The 18822-nt window shown below is 43.7% G+C and carries 17 protein-coding genes; 6 read left to right on the forward strand and 11 right to left on the reverse strand.

Going from position 1 to position 18822, the window contains the following annotated elements; translation table 11 throughout:
• Window positions 1-63 precede the first annotated feature (63 nt).
• The 4 genes from F893_RS03970 (at window position 64) to F893_RS03985 (ending at window position 3716) form a co-directional block, all read left to right on the forward strand.
• The gene (locus F893_RS03970) at window positions 64-654 is read left to right on the forward strand and encodes an OmpW/AlkL family protein (RefSeq protein ID WP_005108067.1); all 591 of its coding nucleotides are present in this window, start codon (window positions 64-66) and stop codon (window positions 652-654) included.
• A 176-nt stretch (window positions 655-830) separates the two neighbouring features.
• Window positions 831-1175 (forward strand): lysozyme inhibitor LprI family protein, encoded by a 345-nt coding sequence (locus F893_RS03975; protein ID WP_004278601.1) that lies wholly within the window; start codon window positions 831-833, stop codon window positions 1173-1175.
• Between the two features lie 163 nt (window positions 1176-1338).
• Complete coding sequence (htpG, locus tag F893_RS03980; RefSeq protein ID WP_005102849.1) at window positions 1339-3258, forward strand: molecular chaperone HtpG; 1920 nt, start codon at window positions 1339-1341, stop codon at window positions 3256-3258.
• A 194-nt stretch (window positions 3259-3452) separates the two neighbouring features.
• A complete protein-coding gene (locus tag F893_RS03985) occupies window positions 3453-3716 on the forward strand; it encodes a hypothetical protein (protein WP_005102851.1) in 264 nt (87 codons plus the stop codon).
• Between the two features lie 81 nt (window positions 3717-3797).
• Here F893_RS03985 and F893_RS03990 read toward each other — a convergent pair whose 3' ends face one another.
• The 4 genes from F893_RS03990 to F893_RS18070 form a co-directional block, all read right to left on the reverse strand.
• Complete coding sequence (locus F893_RS03990; RefSeq protein WP_005102854.1) at window positions 3798-4907, reverse strand: hypothetical protein; 1110 nt, start codon at window positions 4905-4907, stop codon at window positions 3798-3800.
• Window positions 4908-4999: 92 nt separating this feature from the next.
• A complete protein-coding gene (locus tag F893_RS03995; RefSeq protein ID WP_005250475.1) occupies window positions 5000-6400 on the reverse strand; it encodes a hypothetical protein in 1401 nt (466 codons plus the stop codon).
• 10 nt (window positions 6401-6410) lie between these two features.
• Window positions 6411-6590: a hypothetical protein gene (locus tag F893_RS04000; protein WP_005102858.1), complete on the reverse strand. Its 180-nt coding sequence runs from the start codon at window positions 6588-6590 to the stop codon at window positions 6411-6413.
• Window positions 6591-6844: 254 nt separating this feature from the next.
• Window positions 6845-7012 (reverse strand): hypothetical protein, encoded by a 168-nt coding sequence (locus F893_RS18070; RefSeq protein ID WP_005102860.1) that lies wholly within the window; start codon window positions 7010-7012, stop codon window positions 6845-6847.
• A gap of 410 nt (window positions 7013-7422) precedes the next feature.
• Between F893_RS18070 and F893_RS04005 the strand changes: the two genes are divergently transcribed.
• Entirely contained in the window at window positions 7423-7623 is a 201-nt protein-coding gene (locus F893_RS04005) for a dodecin family protein (RefSeq protein ID WP_004278594.1), read from the forward strand.
• Between the two features lie 65 nt (window positions 7624-7688).
• Here F893_RS04005 and F893_RS04010 read toward each other — a convergent pair whose 3' ends face one another.
• The 4 genes from F893_RS04010 to ompR form a co-directional block, all read right to left on the reverse strand.
• Window positions 7689-8381 carry a DsbA family oxidoreductase gene (locus F893_RS04010; RefSeq protein WP_005102861.1) on the reverse strand — a complete coding sequence of 231 codons (693 nt, stop codon included), beginning with the start codon at window positions 8379-8381 and terminating at the stop codon, window positions 7689-7691.
• A 232-nt stretch (window positions 8382-8613) separates the two neighbouring features.
• A complete protein-coding gene (locus tag F893_RS04015; RefSeq protein ID WP_005250478.1) occupies window positions 8614-10131 on the reverse strand; it encodes an acetyl-CoA hydrolase/transferase family protein in 1518 nt (505 codons plus the stop codon).
• Between the two features lie 205 nt (window positions 10132-10336).
• The gene (locus F893_RS04020; RefSeq protein ID WP_034435905.1) at window positions 10337-11797 is read right to left on the reverse strand and encodes an ATP-binding protein; all 1461 of its coding nucleotides are present in this window, start codon (window positions 11795-11797) and stop codon (window positions 10337-10339) included.
• Between the two features lie 264 nt (window positions 11798-12061).
• A complete protein-coding gene (gene ompR, locus F893_RS04025) occupies window positions 12062-12826 on the reverse strand; it encodes an osmolarity response regulator transcription factor OmpR (RefSeq protein ID WP_004278590.1) in 765 nt (254 codons plus the stop codon).
• A gap of 335 nt (window positions 12827-13161) precedes the next feature.
• On the opposite strand from ompR, the gene F893_RS04030 reads away from it, so the two are divergent.
• Window positions 13162-15516 carry a Tex family protein gene (locus tag F893_RS04030; RefSeq protein WP_005102865.1) on the forward strand — a complete coding sequence of 785 codons (2355 nt, stop codon included), beginning with the start codon at window positions 13162-13164 and terminating at the stop codon, window positions 15514-15516.
• A 58-nt stretch (window positions 15517-15574) separates the two neighbouring features.
• Here the strand turns inward: F893_RS04030 and F893_RS04035 are convergent, their stop codons facing one another.
• The 3 genes from F893_RS04035 to F893_RS04045 form a co-directional block, all read right to left on the reverse strand.
• On the reverse strand, window positions 15575-15892 hold the full coding sequence (locus F893_RS04035; RefSeq protein ID WP_004729331.1) for a hypothetical protein: 318 nt from the start codon (window positions 15890-15892) through the stop codon (window positions 15575-15577).
• Between the two features lie 60 nt (window positions 15893-15952).
• Entirely contained in the window at window positions 15953-17032 is a 1080-nt protein-coding gene (locus F893_RS04040) for a patatin-like phospholipase family protein (RefSeq protein ID WP_005102867.1), read from the reverse strand.
• Between the two features lie 167 nt (window positions 17033-17199).
• Window positions 17200-18819 (reverse strand): ABC1 kinase family protein, encoded by a 1620-nt coding sequence (locus F893_RS04045; RefSeq protein WP_004729335.1) that lies wholly within the window; start codon window positions 18817-18819, stop codon window positions 17200-17202.
• Window positions 18820-18822: the final 3 nt, after the last annotated feature.

The following is an 18822-nucleotide window of genomic DNA, read 5'->3' on the forward strand; positions in this document are numbered from 1 at the left end:
CGTGTTTATTATTAATTAAGATTTATTTTCTTAATAATTATTCTTCCTGTGGGGTATTTTAAAATGTTAAAGCAAGCTGCTCTAATTGCATTAATGGGTCTTTCTGCATCTGCGATGGCAGGTCAATGGCAGGTGAAAGTTGGTGCCAGTTCTTTAGCACCATCAAGTGACACTGAAATTGCACCAGGTTTAGTCGTAGAAGCGGATCAAGAATATGGTTTTACGCCATCGGTTGAATACTTTTTTAATGACAATATCTCTGCAGAACTTTTATTAGCTACGCCATTTAATCACGACATTTCTGCTCAGGGTCTAGGGAAAATTGCCAAGATTAAGCATCTTCCACCCACAATTACCGCTAAATATAACTTTAAAAATGCAACACGTTTTACGCCATATATTGGTGTAGGTGGCACAGCTTTTATTGCTTGGGATGAAGAAGGTCTGGCTAAAGATGTGAAAGAGGAATTTGGTTTGGCAGGTCAGGTTGGCTTTAATTATCAGCCAGCCGATGCCAAAAACTGGGGAGTATTTGCTGACGTGCGCTATGCAGATTTGAGTCCTGAAGTGACTTTAGATGATGCTGATAATACTAAATTCGACTTGAATATTGATCCTTGGGTTTACACGATCGGTTATAGCTACAAGTTCTAAATTCTAGTCTTGCTTAATAAAAAAGCCTCATCTTGAATGAGGCTTTTTTTTTCAAAATAACAACGATTTATAACTTATTGAAATTGAGCAGATCGGCAATGTTCAACTATATTAAAATGAATAAAGTAAATATTAATTGAATACGACTTAATAATTGAATAATAAGGAAGATCAGCATGAAGTTTTTAAGCCAAGGTATTGTGATCTTCTTCAGCCTGCTGGTAGGGTCTACCTATGCGGCAAGTTTTGATTGTCAGAAAGCTGAAACCGTGACAGAGAAAGCGATTTGTGAACATCGCCTGCTCAATGATGCCGATGTCAAGATGAGTACCAGCTATCATATTTTACGTCGTATGGTGCCTATGGGAACCCGCTCGGTGATCCAGCGCGATCAGGTGAAATGGCTACAGTTTCGTGACCGCTGTCAGGAATCTGTGTCCTGTCTGAGTCAAGTCTATAATATGCGCCAGCAGCAAATAGACCTGCAATTTCAACGTATTTATAAGCTTGGGCCTTATTAAGGCTTAAACTTAAGCCTTTACAAATGCAAGCCAGATCAGATCAAGCGATCCTTTATAAAATATCTTGAGAAAAAATATACAACTGGCTATTGAAAATTTAGTAACTCACTCCATTCATATAGGCAACAGTATTGACCTGTATTTAAAATAAAAGGAGTGATTAATGAGCGAGTCTAGCGCACAAAAACATAGTTTCCAGGCTGAAGTGGCTCAGTTACTACATCTCGTGACCCATTCGCTTTATTCAAACCCTGAAATTTTCCTGCGCGAATTGATCTCGAATGCCTCAGATGCATGTGACAAATTACGTTTTGAAGGGATTAACCATCCTGAATTTTATGAAAATGATCCTGATCTGCGCGTTCGTGTCAGTCTGGATGCAGACAATAAAACCATTACCATTTCAGACAACGGGATTGGCTTAAGCGAGCAGGAAGCTATTGATAATTTAGGGACTATTGCCAAATCAGGCACCAAAGACTTTATGTCCAAACTGACCGGCGATCAAAAAGCCGATGCTCAATTGATTGGCCAGTTTGGTGTCGGTTTCTATTCCGGCTTTATTGTGGCTGACAAGATTACGGTAGAATCGCGTCGTGCCGGCACAGATGTCTCTGAAGGCGTACGCTGGATTAGTGGAGGAACCGGTGAGTTCGAAGTTGAACAGATCACGAAACAAGGACGTGGTACTGATATTATTCTGCATCTGCGTGACGATGCGCTGGATTATCTGCAAAGCTATAAAGTGAAGCAGATTATCAATAAATATTCAGACCACATCAGCCTGCCAATCCAGATGCAAAAAGAAGTCTGGCAGGAAGAAGAAGCGGCTGAAGGCGAAACCTCTAAAGGCGGCCAGTATGTCAAAACTGATGAGTGGGAAGTCATTAACTCGGCCAGCGCATTATGGACTCGTAACAAGTCTGAAATCACTGAAGAGCAGTATGTCGAGTTCTACAAGAACTTGAGCCATGATTTCGCAGCGCCATTGGCTTGGGCGCATAACCGGGTTGAAGGCAGCACTGAATATACCCAGTTATTATATATTCCAAGTAAAGCGCCACATGATATTTTCACCCGTGAATCCAAAGCGGGTATCAAACTGTATGTGAAACGTGTGTTCATTATGGATGATGCGGATAACCTGATTCCAAACTACCTGCGCTTTGTGCAAGGTGTGGTGGACAGTGCCGATCTGCCATTGAACGTGAGCCGTGAATTACTGCAAGAAAGCCGTGATGTAAAAACCATCCGTGAAGGCAATACCCGCCGTATCCTGACCATTTTGGATAATCTGGCTAAATCTGAAGATGAAAAAGATCAGGCAAATTTCAAGACCTTCTATCAGGAATTTGCTTCAGTATTGAAAGAAGGTCTGGGCGAAGATTTCAGTAACCGTGAACGTATCTTAAAACTGCTGCGTTATGCGACGTCGACCAATGATGAAGTCAGCACATCATTGGCAGACTATAAAGCACGTATGAAAGATGGGCAGAAAGCCATTTATTATGTGACTGCAGATAGTCTGAATGCTGCGAAAAATTCACCACAACTGGAACTGTTCAAGAAAAAAGGCATTGAAGTTCTGTTGATGACCGAACGCGTGGATGAATGGGCGATGAACTTCGTGAATGAGTTCGATGGTACGCCTTTGCAAAACGTGTCTAAGGGTGCGGTTGACTTAGGTGACCTTCAGGATGCAGAAGAGAAGAAAGCCCTTGAAGAAGCCGCAGCCCAGTTTAAACCGGTGGTGGATAAGTTGACGGATTCATTAAAAGACAAGACCAAAGAAGTGCGGGTGACGACGCGTCTGGTCGATTCTCCGGCTTGTCTGGTGACTGGCGAAGGTGAATTGTCTCCACAGCTGATTCGTATGCTGAAAGATGCGGGTCAACCTGTGCCAGATATCAAGCCGATTCTGGAAATTAACCCGGGACATCCGTTGGTGAAAAAACTGGATGGCTCAGCGCAGTTTGATGATCTGGCCAATGTGATCTTCGACCAAGCGGTGATTGCAGAAGGTGGATTACCAGAAAATCCTGCTGAATATGTCAAGCGCATTAATAGTTTGCTGCTTGCTTAAGTGCTGATATATTGAATGAGAAAATCCCTCTTCGGAGGGATTTTTTATGCCTGCTTCATTTTTCATTTCTAGAAATGATCTGGAAAAACGATAGTGAAGATAAAAAAATCCCTGCGGATTTTAAATCTGAATTTTAAATTAATACTGGTTTTTTGATTTATAATTACGATCATTAAGTAAGGAGAGAGAATGTTATGAAATCTAAGCTGATGATCAGTATGGGCGCTGTAATCCTGATGTCGATGAGCCAAGTTAGTCTAGCGGCACCTGCTGCAGAAAAAATGGTACGCACAGATCGAATCAGTTTTTATAAAGTTGCGAAAGTAGAGGCAGCAAAACTACAACGTGTGCAACATAGCGATCGTATTCGCTTCAATATGCCAGTGATGGAGCAACCTTCATTACAGCAAAAACGAGTGCTACGCAGTGATCGTATTATCTTGAATAAAACCAGCTAATACTTACCGCGCTGATTGCCTCAGTAATATTGAAAAAAGCCCATGAATGATGGGCTTTTATATTTTCTACCATCATTCAGTTTAAAATAACGCTTCTAAACGTACCAAAGCCCCAACATAGTGATCACGATCCTCGCGATGATCATTCAAATAGTTCAGGTCAGTCTGGACAAAAAACCATTCACGTAAAAAAGGTTGTCTCCAGGACACATAAGGGCCCCAGCGATTAAGACGCAGATCCTTGTCATTCAGATAACCACCGGTATAAATGCCGTAACTAAAACGGTTGTCTTGAAAAAACTGATGTTGCCTAAAGGTGTAGTTGTCCCAAGTGAGATCATCGTCTTGATCATCGGCATAAGTCAGACTGAGCTGATTAGAGAAAAAGGCCTGATTGGGACGGGCATGAATCAGTTCCAGGTTGGTCCGTAAATAGTTTTCGCTTTGAATACCATAGCGATAAATCTGTTCGGCATGAAAAGAGTAGTCATTTTCTAGTGTCCAATCTTTACTGGCTTTGACGCGTAGGTAAATATCATCTCCAGAACGTAAGCCCAGATCCAGATCGGTTTCAAAAGGAATACGATCTGACCATTCAGACCAACGTAAGGCAAAAGAGCTGTTATCTTCACGGGCACGTTTAGTATCCAGACGCTTATTTCCGGAAGTGGCAGGATTTTCATTGGTAATCGCGACATTGCTGTCTAATTCATTGTCCAGACTGTCATCACCAAACACCACACTCAGCTTTTGTTCCAAGGTCGGAAGCTTGATCTTGCCGCGGATTCGGGGCTTAATCTCATAGCCTTCATATTCATCCCAGCGATTATCTAGAATGATCCGTAATGTAGCTGCAGCTGGCTGATCCGGATCGCTTTCACCAAACCAGTTATCAATTTTATGCGCAGTACGATCGGCCCATTCGCGGATGCCTTTCTGCTTTTGATCCGCCCATGAATAATTTTCTGTCTCTAGCGTGGATGGAACAATGGCGACATTTGATTGCTCCGGCAGAACCGTGGGTGTTGCATCGATCAAACGTGGAATCTGATCCAGCAAGCCTGATCGGCTTGGCTCTATATTCGTTGGACTGGCAGGAGCAGTTGTGACTGAATTGGCCCAAGACATGCTACCACTCATTCCTAAGCCCAGAGAGAGCAGTAAAATTTGAGTAACCCTGTTTATTTGCATGAGATATTTGTTGCTCTTGTATTCTTATATTCAGCTGTAGTTTTCTAAAAAACGGCCTTAAAAAGCAAGTTAAAGCTACAAAATAACAGCAATTATTCAATCATTTGAGCCTGAATTTCCCGATAAAGCTCTAATACCCGAATGGGTTGTGGCATTGTTAAAATAATATTGTGAATATTCTGCCAATTTAGCTGTTTGTCGCGTTGCAGCAAGATGTATGGATAGGCCAGCTCATCCTCTGCGAGAGAGATGCGTTTTTCACCATGAATCACTCGGATTTTTTGATGTTCCTGTAGCAAAAGCACTGGGGTAGAAAAATCCGCAGCAGCTTCTTTAAACGAGATAAATTTCTGCTTTTGAATGTACTGTGCGGGTATAAATGGATGGTAATCTGGCTGTGTCCAGACTGTTTCAGCCTGCTGCAAGTAAGCCGTTGAAAAAAACTCGAGTTGCATGAACCTGGTGCTTATAACAGACCACGCCAGTGATTTAATCGCAGCAGCCTGATGTTGATGATGGCTCAGCCAATGTTGAATACAATAGTGAGCCTGCAACTGACTCGGTACCCCTAAGAGCATCAGATATTTAACAAACTGACCTTGCAGATTCAATTGCTCAACCAAATAAACCTGACGTGCCTGCCAGTTATCTTCTGCCGCATAATATAAGACAATATCCAGATAAACAGGGTGTTGTTCGACATCGGATTCTAGTTCTAAAGCACAGAGCCGCTGGATATTAGTTTCTTCTAAACCTAAAGGGTGTACATGAGCGTTTAGTTTGCCCAGTTGGATCTGTACAGGGAATTGAATCAATTCGGAGACTGTGATCTGTTCTTGCTGAATTGTCGTTTCAGCTTTTAGTTGAGGATTTAGTTCCTTGGGTTCAGTTAGTATTTGATTGGTTGACTCATCTAAGCGATTTAATTCTAGTGCATGAATTCTTGCGCGCGGCCGTCCCCGATGATATTTGGTTGTTTCCATAGAATTGCAGCTGGTTTCAGCTTCGTGTAAGGATAAGGCAGGAACGATCAAGGGTGGATCCTGTTTCAGGCAAGAAAACCGCTGCTGTTGTTGTAACAGCCAGATATAACAGTGTTGCAGTTCAGCCCATTGGCTGTGCAGGGCAGGAGCTTGGGGAGCCGGAATCAGCCAGATTTGCCAGCCACGTTCAGGATGATGTAAAACTGCCCAGCCTGAATCCGGATGGGCATACAATGCTTGTTCCAGCGCCAAGATTTCGGTGAAATAGCCACGAAAGCTTAAATGATAAGACGTGTTAGCAGAAAATTGGTAGGTGACAAGTTCAGGCTGAGTGCGAACTTTAAATGCTGAAATCTGGGTTTTGAAAATAGGTTCATCACACAGATTAAAAATATCGCGTATTCTTTTTTTAGAACGGGCAATTTCATATAAAGGCAGGACTTTATGCTCCAGTTGCTGCGCCAGTCCATGTAGTTCTTTAATTAAGTGTGCTTTTTCTAAAGCATTCATTTTTTGATCTCTAGAGATGTTTCAGTACTTTATCCAGGGTTTGTGCCAGTACGAGGTTAACCGCCAGCTCCACTAGTCTGTATTCAGCAGAATTTGAGTCGGTATAGCTTTCTGCCATCTCAATTAAATAATCAATAGAAACGGAATGAGGCGGAATTTTGCCCTGTACCAATGCCTGAAGTTCATGCATAAAAAATTTTCTTATCATTGATCTATTTATATTGCTGCAATTATAAGCAGAGATCACATAAAATAGTGATCTATTTTGAGTATTTTATAAACAAATTTTTTAATTAAAAGTGATAAAAATCAATAGAAAAAATGAGAGTAGGAAATAGTCGATATTTTTTTAGAGTCGTGCATCTTTCACACTGAATGTGTTCAATATGATCAAAAAAAACAGGCTGAATCAATCAGCCTGTTTTAATGAAAAACAGCTTTGCATTAAGCCGTTTTTTCAGTTACCACAGTCGCAGCATCTGTATTTACTGTTTCCGCAGGTGCTTTAGTCGCTGGAAAGTCTGGCAGATGAACCACTTGCGCCATTTGTGCAGACGCTTGAACAGAAAAAGCCATAACGGTTGCTGCGAAAGCAAATTTAAGAGCATTCATAGGATGACCTTTAATATCAGAGTGTTCAATGACTTGAACAGAGGAGAATATTTAAACCTAATTCGGGTGAAATAATAGCAAATAAGACTTAATAGAAAATGATAGATTCGGCAAATTCAGGCAGTAAATTTTAGATAAATTACTCTACAAAACAATAAATTAGTATATTTACTCTAGTTTGATTTTTATGGTTTTACAGGGCTTTATACTTTATTTTAGCGATGAAAATCTGGACTTAATCGAGTGTTAAAATAAAAGGTCATGTGTTTTTGATCTGCCAATTTAAAACTAAATTTCGAGCTTTGTTCAATCCATGTAAGTTTTTGCTATCGCTTGTTTACGGGCTGCTGCAATCTTCTAGGAATGGACTAAGATAGAATTTCATTCATTTTCATTTTGAGAGTTTTATTATGGCAATTGCAAAAGTGGTAGAAGTCAATTCAAGCAGCAATAAAAGCTTTGAAGATGCGATTCAAACGGGCATTCAAAAAGTCACAGAAACGGTCAAAAATGTACAAGGTGCTTGGATCAATGAACAGAAGGTTGTCATTAAAGAAAATAAAATCACGGAATATCGTGTCAATTTAAAAATTAGTTTTCTGGTTGATTAAGTGAATACAATTCAATAACAAATAAAAAACCCCATTTGAAATGGGGTTTTTTATTGAACGTTGCTTTATTTAGCTTGGTCTGGGGTGTCACACGTTTCTGTTGAGCACTGTGCTGCCTGACTATTGGTTGATGTATCGAGCGCTTTTTCAAATACTTGCAAGAAAACTTCTTTAGGTTGCGCGCCTGCCAATGCCACACGTTGATCAAAAACAAAGAAAGGCACACCAGTCACTTTGAGTTGTTCGTGTGCGACTTCCTGATCGAATTTGACAAAGTCGGCATATTCTTCCGAATCCAACAGGTCATCGACTTCGACCGGATTCAGGCCAATACGCGCTGCGACATCTTCCAGTGTTTCACGTTCTCCAATCGCCAGACCTTGGGTCATATAGCTATAGAAGAACGCTTCCTGTGCTTCATTGCCCAAACCTTTGCTTTGCGCCAGGTGAATCAGGCGATGCGCATTAAAGGTATTGCCTGAATTGGCACCTTCCCAGTTAAATTCAATACCTTCGGCTTTGGCCATTTCAGCAATATTGCGCTGCATCTCTTCGACTTCTGCCACGGTGCGGCCATATTTTTGCGCCAGACGCTCAGAGTTGGAGACTTCCTGACGTACCGGTGCTTCAGGATCGAGCTGAAAACTGTGCCAATGTACTTCTAGCTCAATACCTGCTTCTTGTGCAGCAGCTTCTAAACGTTTTTTACCAATATAGCAGAAGGGGCAAACCACATCTGACCAGATATCTACGCGCATGTCATGTCTCTAATTTTGCTCTTGTGTTCAAGTATGAGGGTGAAGAATCAGAATTTAAAGCCCTTGAGCATCAGAAGTGTATTTCTACAGCAGATCGGCAGGATAAATAAAAGAAGAAAGAGTAGGTGATAGCCAGATGGCTTCCTTAATATAATCAGGTTCTGACTATTCAAAAAAAATATAAAAATGCCATAAAAAAACGCCCCGTAGGGCGTTTTGTGAATGCAGTCAATTATGCAGTTTTTACTGCAGCTTCAACAGCAAGCATGTGACCATTTTCTTCGAAGTTTGAGTGCCAAGAAAGCGCTTCACGAAGAAGATGAGGGGTATGGCCGCCTTTTGCACATGCACGGTCAAAGTAATCATTCAACGCATCGCGGTACATTGGGTGCGCACAGTTATCAATTACTGCACGTGCACGCTCACGCGGAGCCAAACCACGAAGATCCGCAAGACCTTGTTCAGTCACTAGGATATCAACATCATGTTCTGCGTGGTCGATATGTGAAGCAAACGGCACTACAGAAGAGATGTCGCCACCTTTCGCGATTGATTTGGTTACGAAGATCGCCAAGTGGGCATTACGTGCGAAGTCACCTGAACCACCAATACCGTTCATCATTTTGGTACCACATACGTGAGTTGAGTTCACGTTACCGTAAATATCAAACTCAAGTGCAGTGTTGATGCCGATAATACCTAAACGACGTACCAGTTCAGGATGGTTTGAAATTTCCTGTGGACGTAATACCAGTTTGTCTTTGTATTGTTCTAGGTTGTTAAATACTTTCTCGCCGTACTTAGCAGAAAGCGTAATAGAAGAACCTGAAGCAAACTTCATTTTACCGGCATCGATCAATTCAAACGTACAGTCTTGTAGTACTTCTGAGTACATGATCAAGTCTTCGAAGTTTGAATCTTTCAGACCCGTCAATACGGCGTTTGCAATTGAACCAATCCCTGCTTGAAGAGGTCCGAGGTTTTTCGGTAGACGGTCTTCAGCTACTTCTTTTTCAAAGAAAGCGATCAAATGGTTGGCAATGCTTTGAGTCTCATCATCTGGTGCAGTTACAGTAGATGGAGAGTCGTGCAATTCGCTGTTAAATACGATACCAACAATTTTAGATGGATCGATATTGATCGCATGCGTACCAATACGCTCATCAACTTGAGTCAATGGAATCGCTTGACGCGTTGGACGATACGTCGGGATGTAGATATCGTGCAAGCCTTCAAATGCCGGGCTTAAATTCGTATTGATTTCTACAATCACTTTTTCAGCAAAAATCGCAAAGCTTGCAGAGTTACCAACAGATGTTGTTGGAATGATGCCGCCATCTTCAGTAATTGCTATGGCTTCGATGATCGCAACGTCTGGTTTTTTCAACTGCAGGTTACGCATTTGCTCAACAGTTTCAGACAAGTGCTGGTCAATGAACATCACTTCGCCGTTGTTGATCGCTTTACGTAAAGTATTGTCTACCTGGAACGGTAAACGACGTGCCAATACACCAGCTTCAGTCAGTTGTTTGTCTAGATCGTTCCCTAGTGATGCACCAGTAATTAACGTGATCTTTAATGGGTTTGCTTTTGCCTGTTGAACTAAAGCTAAAGGAACCGCCTTCGCTTCACCAGCGCGAGTAAAGCCACTCATGCCCACAGTCATGCCATCTTGGATGAATTCAGCCGCTTGTTCAGGGCTGATGACTTTGTTGTGTAGGGAGGCTAAACGGATACGATCTAAAGACATTTTAACTCTCATTAATTCTTAAACTATGATACGGATTGTACCGCTCAAAAAATGTATTGTGCATAGGTGTTAGGCTAAGGTCTAATTTTTTAGCTAAATGTAGGTATAATAAAAAATGATGATTTTTAAATGATTGAATTCGTGAACTATAAAATGAATTGTATAGAAAAACTAAAAAGTCATTTGTTGAATTACTGATCACTTATTAAAAGTGCTCAGTCAAAGTTTGGCGAATTTTATCGAGTGTAGTGGCTGGGGGAAGTGTCTCAGGATTCGCCTGATTCACGGGTAGTGAAATGATAGCTTCCAGCCCACCTTCAGGACGATTATGAATACGCAATTGGCCATGGTGAATATCGACAATCCGTTTCACAATGGCCAACCCCAAGCCACTGCCTTGTACTGTTCGTGCCGAATTGCCCCGAACAAAAGGCTGCATCAAGGCTTCAATCTGATCTTCCGGGATGCCTTCGCCATGGTCTGCGACACAAATCAACAGTTGATCTTCTTCAACATGCGCAGAAAGCTCAATTGGTTCTGAACCATAACGTTTTGAGTTGTTGATCAGATTGCCGATCAGTCTTTTTAGTGACATGCTGCGCGCCTGAATGGTCGGTATATCTTGTGGTGTAAATCGGATATCTAGCGGTTTAAACTGCTTGACCAGTTCCTGTAGCAGTACATTGACATTGGTGTCCTGCGGTTCTTCATCGGAACCATCGCGCATATAGGAAATGAACTGATCCAGAATCGCGTCCATATCTTCGACATCATAAATCAGGCCTTCTTTGAGAAAGTCTTCATCTGGCATCATTTCGGCACTGAGGCGGATTCGGGTTAAGGGCGTGCGCAAGTCATGTGAAATGCCGGCCAGCATGATTCGGCGTTCCCGCTCGGTCTGGTCCAGCGTATAAATCATCTGATTAAAGGCATGATTGACCTGACGGATTTCCAGTGGACCATGATTGGTATCTAGATAGGGTGCTGAGCCGATTCGGCTATAACTGTTGGCGGCATTCTGCAAACGGCGTAAAGGACGGTTGAGCTGACGCACCAAGGTCAAAATAATGATGCCGACAATAATCGGCGTGCCAAGCAACCAGCCCAAAATCAGTTCATTGCTATAATTGGCATAAGTCTTTAAAGGTTCCTGTACCCAGTGACCATTCATTTCAGGAGTCTGGATCCAGATACGTGGACTCGGCTTAAACTGGAAATAGACTGTGGCTTGTTCGATGCGTAACTCTTTGGCGAGTTTGGTTTCGATCTGTCGGGTAAAAAATTCGGCAATCAGCTTTTCACGGACAGTGGGATATTCTGCCGGATTAGTAACGTATTCAATGCCGACCCGGTTTTTCAGCCAGTCATCGATATCGACTTCCTGCTGTTTATGATACAGGCGCAGATCGGGATTATTAAGAATTTCCAGTTCCATGGCCAGATAACGCGCATGTTGCTGGATTTCAGGTAAAAACAGGGTACGCCAAAAGAACCACAAGGACATGAACAGGCTAAAACAGACCACAAAAACCACCAGTACCGTGGTACGCATGGCAGCAGAACGCGGCTTGATCTTGTCGAGAAAGCGTTCCCCGCGGGTACGCTTTTTTTCCGAGTAGCTGACAAAATCGGTAAATTTTTGTGGATCGATGGGGTCGAGTTTCACACCAGCTCCCTGTTGGCATTTTCCAAATTGAGCAGTAATAATAATTTGTAATGGAATCTTACTGCTTGAACCTTCGATGGAAGGAGCTTGTTGTGTTACTTTTTTTGAAAAAATGAGTAACACTGTTACGCAAGTAAAAACTTTGCCATTCGCTGAACTCGCGCATTTGTATACGAGCCTTTAAAGAAGGGGAGGCTCAAACAGCAGCGAATGGCTTTTAGGGACAATAAATTGGGGTAATCTTTTATCGTAATAAGTTTTTCTTTATTCAGCACCATCTGGAACAAAGACATAACCCACACCCCATACAGTCTGGATATAACGTGCACGCGCTGGGTTTTCTTCCACTAAACGGCGTAAACGTGACACCTGAACATCAATTGAACGTTCCATGGCACCCCATTCACGGCCACGCGCCAGATTCATCAGCTTGTCGCGGGTTAATGGTTCGCGTGGATGTTGAACCAGTGCTTTCAGTACCGCAAACTCACCAGTAGTGAGCGTTACCACTTGGCCTTCACGGGTCAGAGTGCGGGTAGAGAGATCTAGCGACCATGGGCCAAAAGAAACCACTTCCATCTGTTGGCTTGGTGCACCCGGCACTTCACGTACCTGACGGCGCAATACCGCACGAATACGTGCCAGCAGCTCATTCGGGTTAAACGGTTTAGGCAAGTAATCATCGGCACCTGCTTCTAAACCGGCAATACGATCCGAGTCGCTACCACGAGCGGTGAGCATAATGATAGGCGTATCGATATTGGATTGGCGTAAACGACGACAGATACTCAAGCCATCTTCGACCGGAAGCATAAAGTCGAGCACGATCAGAGAAAACAGTTCCCGCTGTAAAAGTCGATCCATCTGCGTGGCATCATGTGCAGTTTTAACCACAAAGCCTTTATCTTCGAGAAAACGCTGTAATAAGGTACGCAGACGAACATCATCATCAACCACCAGGATCCGTTCGACCCGGTCCGTTTCGGTATGTACGGCATCGGCTTTTTCAGCAGGTACAACTAAACTCATGAGATGCTCCTTTATTCTTTATTGTCGTCATAAACAAAAATCAAATAGGCTTTGAGTATACGATTCATTGATATTAATTGACTATGCTCTAAAGCACCAAATATTGCAGTTAAAATCAAGACATAGATACCAAATATATACATCTAAATGAGCAAAAAATACGATTTTAAGCTGGATAAAAAGCAAAGTTCATACAAACTTTATCGGGAAAAGCTGAAAACTGTGGCACTTCATAATATAAAGATGAGGTAAATTAATAAAAACAATGGTGGATTTTATAGACCCGGTCTTTATAATCATGCCATTTAGTACTTATCCTTGTGGGATCAAACACGATGACTGACTTAGTTCAGCAGTTGGCAAAAGAACTTGCCGTACGTCCAAATCAAGTTGAGGCTGCCATCAAGCTTATTGATGAAGGTGCCAGTGTTCCTTTTATTGCACGTTACCGTAAAGAAGTAACGCAAGGCTTAGACGATACGCAACTACGTCAACTCGATACGCGTTTATCATACTTGCGTGATTTGTATGAGCGCCGTGAAAAGGTGATTGAATCACTCAAAGAACAAGATAAATTATCTGATGATTTATTGGCGCGTGTGAATGCCGCTGAAACCAAAAATGCATTAGAAGAAATTTACGCGCCGTACCGTCCAAAACGTACCAGTAAATCATTCAAGGCCAAAGAAGCCGGTCTAGGCCCGATTTCCGAAAAAATCTTTAATGAAGCCGTTGATCCAGCTGAAGCTTTGGTGGGTTTTAGCCATGAAGATTACCCAGATACTGAAAGCCAGCTTGATGCGATCCAGCACATCCTGATTGATGACTGGGCGCAAAATATCGCGCTGACCACTGAACTTAAAGCGACATTTGCAAAAACTGCCGTGCTGAAAAGTTTGGTTGCCAGTGATGAGAAAAAAGAAGTCGGTAAAAAATTCCGTGATTATTTCGATTTCTCTGAAAACTTGAATAAAGTGCCTTCACACCGTTTATTGGCGATGCTGCGTGGCCGTCAAGAAAACGTTTTAGGCCTGAAAGTGGATGGCGAAGATGATGCCCCGTTGGCGCGTATTGAAACTGAATACAATCTTGAAACTGTTCAGCCACAAGCGCGTCAGGATTTCTTGAAGCAAACTGCAAAACTATTTTGGCTCGGTAAAGTTCGTCCAACGATCGAACATTCATTGCTGACTGAAAAACGTCTGGCTGCTGAAACAGAAGCGATGAACGTCTTTGCTGAAAACCTGCGTCATTTACTGCTTTCTGCACCTGCAGGCGCACGTACCACTTTGGGCGTGGACCCGGGTATCCGTACCGGTGTGAAACTGGCGGTAGTGAACGAGTCTGGTGATGTTCTTGCACACAGCACGATTTATCCATTTGCACCAAAAGACGATAAAGAAGGTTCACTGGCCGAGCTGGCGCGTTTATGCCGCGAGTTCAATGTTGACCTGATCGCGATTGGTAATGGTACTGCAAGCCGTGAAACTGAAGCTTTAGTTGCTGAAATGATGGCTGCGAACAGTGATCTGAAAATGACGCGTGTTTCTGTATCTGAAGCAGGTGCATCGGTGTATTCAGCATCTGAACTAGCTTCACAGGAACTGCCTGAACTAGATGTATCTATTCGTGGTGCGGTATCGATTGCACGCCGTTTACAAGATCCACTAGCAGAACTGGTGAAAATCGATCCGAAATCGATTGGTGTGGGTCAGTATCAACATGACGTGAACCAGACCGGTCTGGCGAAAACCTTGGAAGCGGTCGTTGAAGACTGTGTGAACTCAGTGGGTGTGGATGTAAATACTGCATCAGCAGCGATTTTGGGTTATATCGCGGGTCTAAATAAATCAATTGCACAGCAAATTGTGGAATTCCGTAAGGAAAATGGTCGTTTTGACAATCGTCAGTCTTTGAAGAAAGTGCCACGTTTAGGCGAGCGTACTTTTGAGCAGGCTGCGGGCTTCTTGCGTATTCAAGATGGTACAGAACCACTAGATGCTTCTGCGGTTCACCCTGAGTCATATGCTTTGGTGAGCAAAATTGTTGAAGCGAAAGCAACGACTGTAAAAGACATCATTGGCAATACTGAAATCATTCGCCAAGTGAATGCTGAAGAATTTACAGACGAGAAATTCGGTCTGCCGACAATTCAAGACGTATTGGCTGAACTGGAAAAACCGGGCCGTGACCCGCGTCCAGAGTTCCGCACTGCTAAATTCCGTGATGACATTACTGAAGTTGCGCAATTGTCTGAAGGCATGCAGCTGGAAGGTGTAGTGACAAATGTCACTAACTTCGGTGCATTTGTCGATGTGGGTGTGCATCAAGATGGTTTGGTACATATTTCTGAACTTGCCAATGAATTCGTCGCTGATCCGCATAAAGTGGTGAAACCGGGTCAAATCGTACAAGTCCGTGTTTTGAATGTGGATGCTGAACGTAACCGCGTGAATCTGTCGATGCGTCCTGAAGGTTCTGAAGCGCCGGCGAAAGCACCACGTCAGCCACGTCGCGAGAACAATGAGCCACGTGGTGAACGTAAGCCTCAGGGTAAACGTCCACAGCAAGGACGTCCGCAAGGTGATCGCCCTCAGGGTAAGAAACCTCAAGCGGCTAAACCACAAGAGCAAAAAATTGGTGGTTTGGGTGCATTGCTATTGCAAGCAGGGATTAAAGGTTCTAAATAATTTTCAGATATCTTTAATTTAAAAAAACCTCCCAATTGGGAGGTTTTTTATTGGATCATTATGAGTTAATCATCGGCACAATCCAGCTGGTGATAATCAGCAAAATACCGAGATGCCCCAATTTTCGTGTCACATAGACCAGTTTAGATGGTGGCTGTTCCAGTCTTTTTGCATATTCTTCCATGCTAATGCCGGGCTTGCCTTTACTGGTAAATAAAAACACCGCCAGGTCGATACAGATCAGAATCGTACCGATATCAGCGACCAGTTCCATCAGGACAAAATCCTGGCGATACAGCGACATGCTGACGCTATAAATCAGATAAATGGCAAAGGCCAGACACAGGTATTGCAGGACAACTAAAAACTTCTGCATAAATTTCAACAGTTCACAAAATTAAAGCAATTATACAAATAATCGGGCAGCTGCTGCCAATTACAAGGCTTGCATCACCTCAGCAAAATTCTGCTTCTCGACCAGTTCCAGAAATTCATCGCCCAGACGCTGACTTTCCGCAATACATTGCTTCCACAGCTGAATCCGTTGGGTTTGATCCAAATCTTTTAAGTTAAAGTCTTTACGATCAGGCAAACGACCCAAAGGCAAACTTTGCAGATATTGCTGCGATGGAGAAAGCAGCAAAGTTCGTGCCTGATTTTCTGGATTTGAGGTACGTTTAAATAACTTGTCGAACCAGCCGGGGGTAATGCTATCGGTAAAATGTGGATACAGCACAATGCCTTTGCTCTGAAAGGGCAGGTCAATGTGATAATCAATCAGGCCACCATCGCGATAATAACCCTGCGGTGCATCCGGAATATTGTTCACCGCTGCCATTACCCCGGGAATAGAGGCTGAAGCCATCAGCCAAGACAACACACTCTGTTCGGTCAGTGCATGATAATGTGTGGTAAATCCATCTTCAGCGATTTTAAACTGTTCACCGATATTGGGCTGGCTGATCACACGTTGCATGAAATAACGGCTGTGCCGGCGCGCGACTGCGGTCGTTCCAAGAATTCCAGCCACAGAAGCCAGCAACGGCAATGCCTTGTCACTCTGGAAAATGTGTTGGGCTTTAATTGAAATGACTGCGAGATGATAATCTGGATGATTGACTAGATTGTTTTCTTTGCCTTGTACCAGATCCAGCAGCATGCCACGGCAAACTTCGCTGACATCCTGACGGGTCATTTTTTTATGAAAATAGAGGTTGGTATACAGCTCACCCAAACGTTCGGTTCCCTGTTGAACTCCATGTGCAGCCATACTGGCAAAACGCCAGCTGCCAATCGAAGAACCCACCAAAGTTCTACGCTGAGGTGCACGTGGAAAAAACTCACCAAAAATCGCCTGATCCAGTCCCTGGATCCCGATGCCTTTGGGGCCACCTGCAGCACCAGGTACAATATCGACTTGTTCGGGTTGCAAACCTTGTTGCAGAATCAGCTCACGTGCTAGATGGCCAGCACGAATCGTCAGCGCAGGCGCACGTCTTTGTAAAATCTGTACCATGGTTGAACCTATACTAGCCAAATGTGTGCTTATTTTAAGCGATAGGTCTGAAGACCCAATGGCAAGATATGTCCTAAGGTGACTTTGGAGTCATCCTCATCTTTAAGACATAAAAAAAGCCTGCATCATTTCAGGCTTTTTTTATCATGTTCTAAAATCACGGAGATTTATTTAGCAATCCGCCAGACGGCAAGCACGCTTGCGAGCACAATCAGAATCACCGACACAAACCATGGTGAAATAATTGCAATCGCCAGCAGAATGGCCATGACGCTGCCAAACATCCAGCTGCGTTTTTGCTGATGTTCCATTTGCAGGCGCATGCTTTGTAATTCATTGAGCTGTTTGGCATGCCATGCCGACTGGTTTTTTAAACCATTTAAGCTGTCGATCATCAGGGTCGGTAAATCCTGCGCCCCTAAAAGCAGATCCGGGATTTTCTGTCCCAGTTCTTTTAGGTTCTTTTGCGGATTCATCTGGGCCTTGATCCAGTCTGTCAGGATCGGTTTGGCCAGACTCCAGATATCCAGTTCAGGATATAGGTCGGTTCCTAAACCTTCGACATGCACCAAAGTTTTTAGCAGCAGCATCAATTGAGGGGGAATTTCGAGATGGAAACGACGAGCGATATCCATCACTTCAATCAGAATGCCGGCAAAATCCAGTTCATGCATCGGTTTTGAGACCATTGGCCCCACACTGCGGCGCATTTCACGAGCCAAAGCATCCTGATCAGTCCCCGGTGGAATCCAGCCAGCCTGATGCACCACCTGAATCAGCTGCATAAAGTCGCTGTTCATGACCGCTAGTAGCATGCGTGCTACGGTCATCTGGTCGTGTTTGGACAGTTCGCCCATAATCGCGCAGTCCAGCGCAATAAAACGCGGATTGGCCGGATTGATGGTTTCTACAAAGACATTTCCCGGATGCATATCGGCATGGAAGAAGTTATCGCGGAACACCTGGGTAAAGAAGATGGTCAGGCCTTTACGCGCCAGATCGGCCCGATCCATGCCCAGCCGGTCAAAGGTCGCGATATCTGAAATCGGCACCCCGGTAATGCGCTCGGCTACCAGCACGTCTTTGCTGTCCATATAAATTTCCGGCACATACATCATGCTCGAGCCGGTAAAGTGATGGCGCATACGGCGGGTATTGTCTGCTTCCAGCGTCAGATCCAGCTCATTCAGAATGATCTGGCGATAGTCCTGAATGATTTCTGATAAATGTAGGGCACGTGCTGCTTCCAGACGTTTTTCCAGAAATTGACCGAGCCATTCCAGAATTTCAAAATCCTGCAAAATCTGCTGGCGAATATTCGGGCGGGTGACTTTAACCACCACTTCACGGCCATCATGCAGGGCAGCCGTATGCACCTGAGCAATCGAAGCTGCAGCCAGTGGCTGGGTATCGAAACGCGCGAATAGGGTATTTACATCAGCTTTCAGGGATTCCTGAATGCGCATCTTGGCCACGTCATTATCAAATGGCTTGACCCGGTCTTGCAGTAACACCAGTTGCTGTAAAACTTCAGGTGGAATCAGGTCACGGCGGGTCGAGAGCAGTTGACCGAGCTTGATCGCCAACGGCCCCATTTCTTCTAAAGCCAGTTTCAGCTTGAGCGGATTTTTACGTTCACGACTGGACCAGGCAGCCGGATGCATCCGGATGAGGGACAGCACATGCCGGGATTTTTCTGGTAATTCTTCCGCAGGAAACAACGTGTCGAGTCGATAGTGCGCGGCGATGCGCCAAAGTTCGAGTAAACGTGAAACATGCGGAATCATAAA

Source organism: Acinetobacter sp. CIP 102136, assembly GCF_000369685.1.
Classification (GTDB): domain Bacteria; phylum Pseudomonadota; class Gammaproteobacteria; order Pseudomonadales; family Moraxellaceae; genus Acinetobacter; species Acinetobacter fasciculus.

Excerpts from the sequence above, each read along its gene's own strand:
- F893_RS03990 (WP_005102854.1), bottom strand. The coding sequence starts at position 4,907 with ATGCAAATAAACAGGGTTACTCAAATTTTACTGCTCTCTCTGGGCTTA.
- F893_RS04005 (WP_004278594.1), top strand. The coding sequence starts at position 7,423 with ATGGCAATTGCAAAAGTGGTAGAAGTCAATTCAAGCAGCAATAAAAGC.
- F893_RS04030 (WP_005102865.1), top strand. The coding sequence starts at position 13,162 with ATGACTGACTTAGTTCAGCAGTTGGCAAAAGAACTTGCCGTACGTCCA.
- F893_RS03995 (WP_005250475.1), bottom strand. The coding sequence starts at position 6,400 with ATGAATGCTTTAGAAAAAGCACACTTAATTAAAGAACTACATGGACTG.
- F893_RS03985 (WP_005102851.1), top strand. The coding sequence starts at position 3,453 with ATGAAATCTAAGCTGATGATCAGTATGGGCGCTGTAATCCTGATGTCG.
- F893_RS04035 (WP_004729331.1), bottom strand. The coding sequence starts at position 15,892 with ATGCAGAAGTTTTTAGTTGTCCTGCAATACCTGTGTCTGGCCTTTGCC.
- F893_RS04040 (WP_005102867.1), bottom strand. The coding sequence starts at position 17,032 with ATGGTACAGATTTTACAAAGACGTGCGCCTGCGCTGACGATTCGTGCT.
- ompR (WP_004278590.1), bottom strand. The coding sequence starts at position 12,826 with ATGAGTTTAGTTGTACCTGCTGAAAAAGCCGATGCCGTACATACCGAA.
- F893_RS04015 (WP_005250478.1), bottom strand. The coding sequence starts at position 10,131 with ATGTCTTTAGATCGTATCCGTTTAGCCTCCCTACACAACAAAGTCATC.
- F893_RS04000 (WP_005102858.1), bottom strand. The coding sequence starts at position 6,590 with ATGCATGAACTTCAGGCATTGGTACAGGGCAAAATTCCGCCTCATTCC.
- F893_RS04045 (WP_004729335.1), bottom strand. The coding sequence starts at position 18,819 with ATGATTCCGCATGTTTCACGTTTACTCGAACTTTGGCGCATCGCCGCG.
- F893_RS18070 (WP_005102860.1), bottom strand. The coding sequence starts at position 7,012 with ATGAATGCTCTTAAATTTGCTTTCGCAGCAACCGTTATGGCTTTTTCT.
- F893_RS03975 (WP_004278601.1), top strand. The coding sequence starts at position 831 with ATGAAGTTTTTAAGCCAAGGTATTGTGATCTTCTTCAGCCTGCTGGTA.
- htpG (WP_005102849.1), top strand. The coding sequence starts at position 1,339 with ATGAGCGAGTCTAGCGCACAAAAACATAGTTTCCAGGCTGAAGTGGCT.
- F893_RS03970 (WP_005108067.1), top strand. The coding sequence starts at position 64 with ATGTTAAAGCAAGCTGCTCTAATTGCATTAATGGGTCTTTCTGCATCT.
- F893_RS04010 (WP_005102861.1), bottom strand. The coding sequence starts at position 8,381 with ATGCGCGTAGATATCTGGTCAGATGTGGTTTGCCCCTTCTGCTATATT.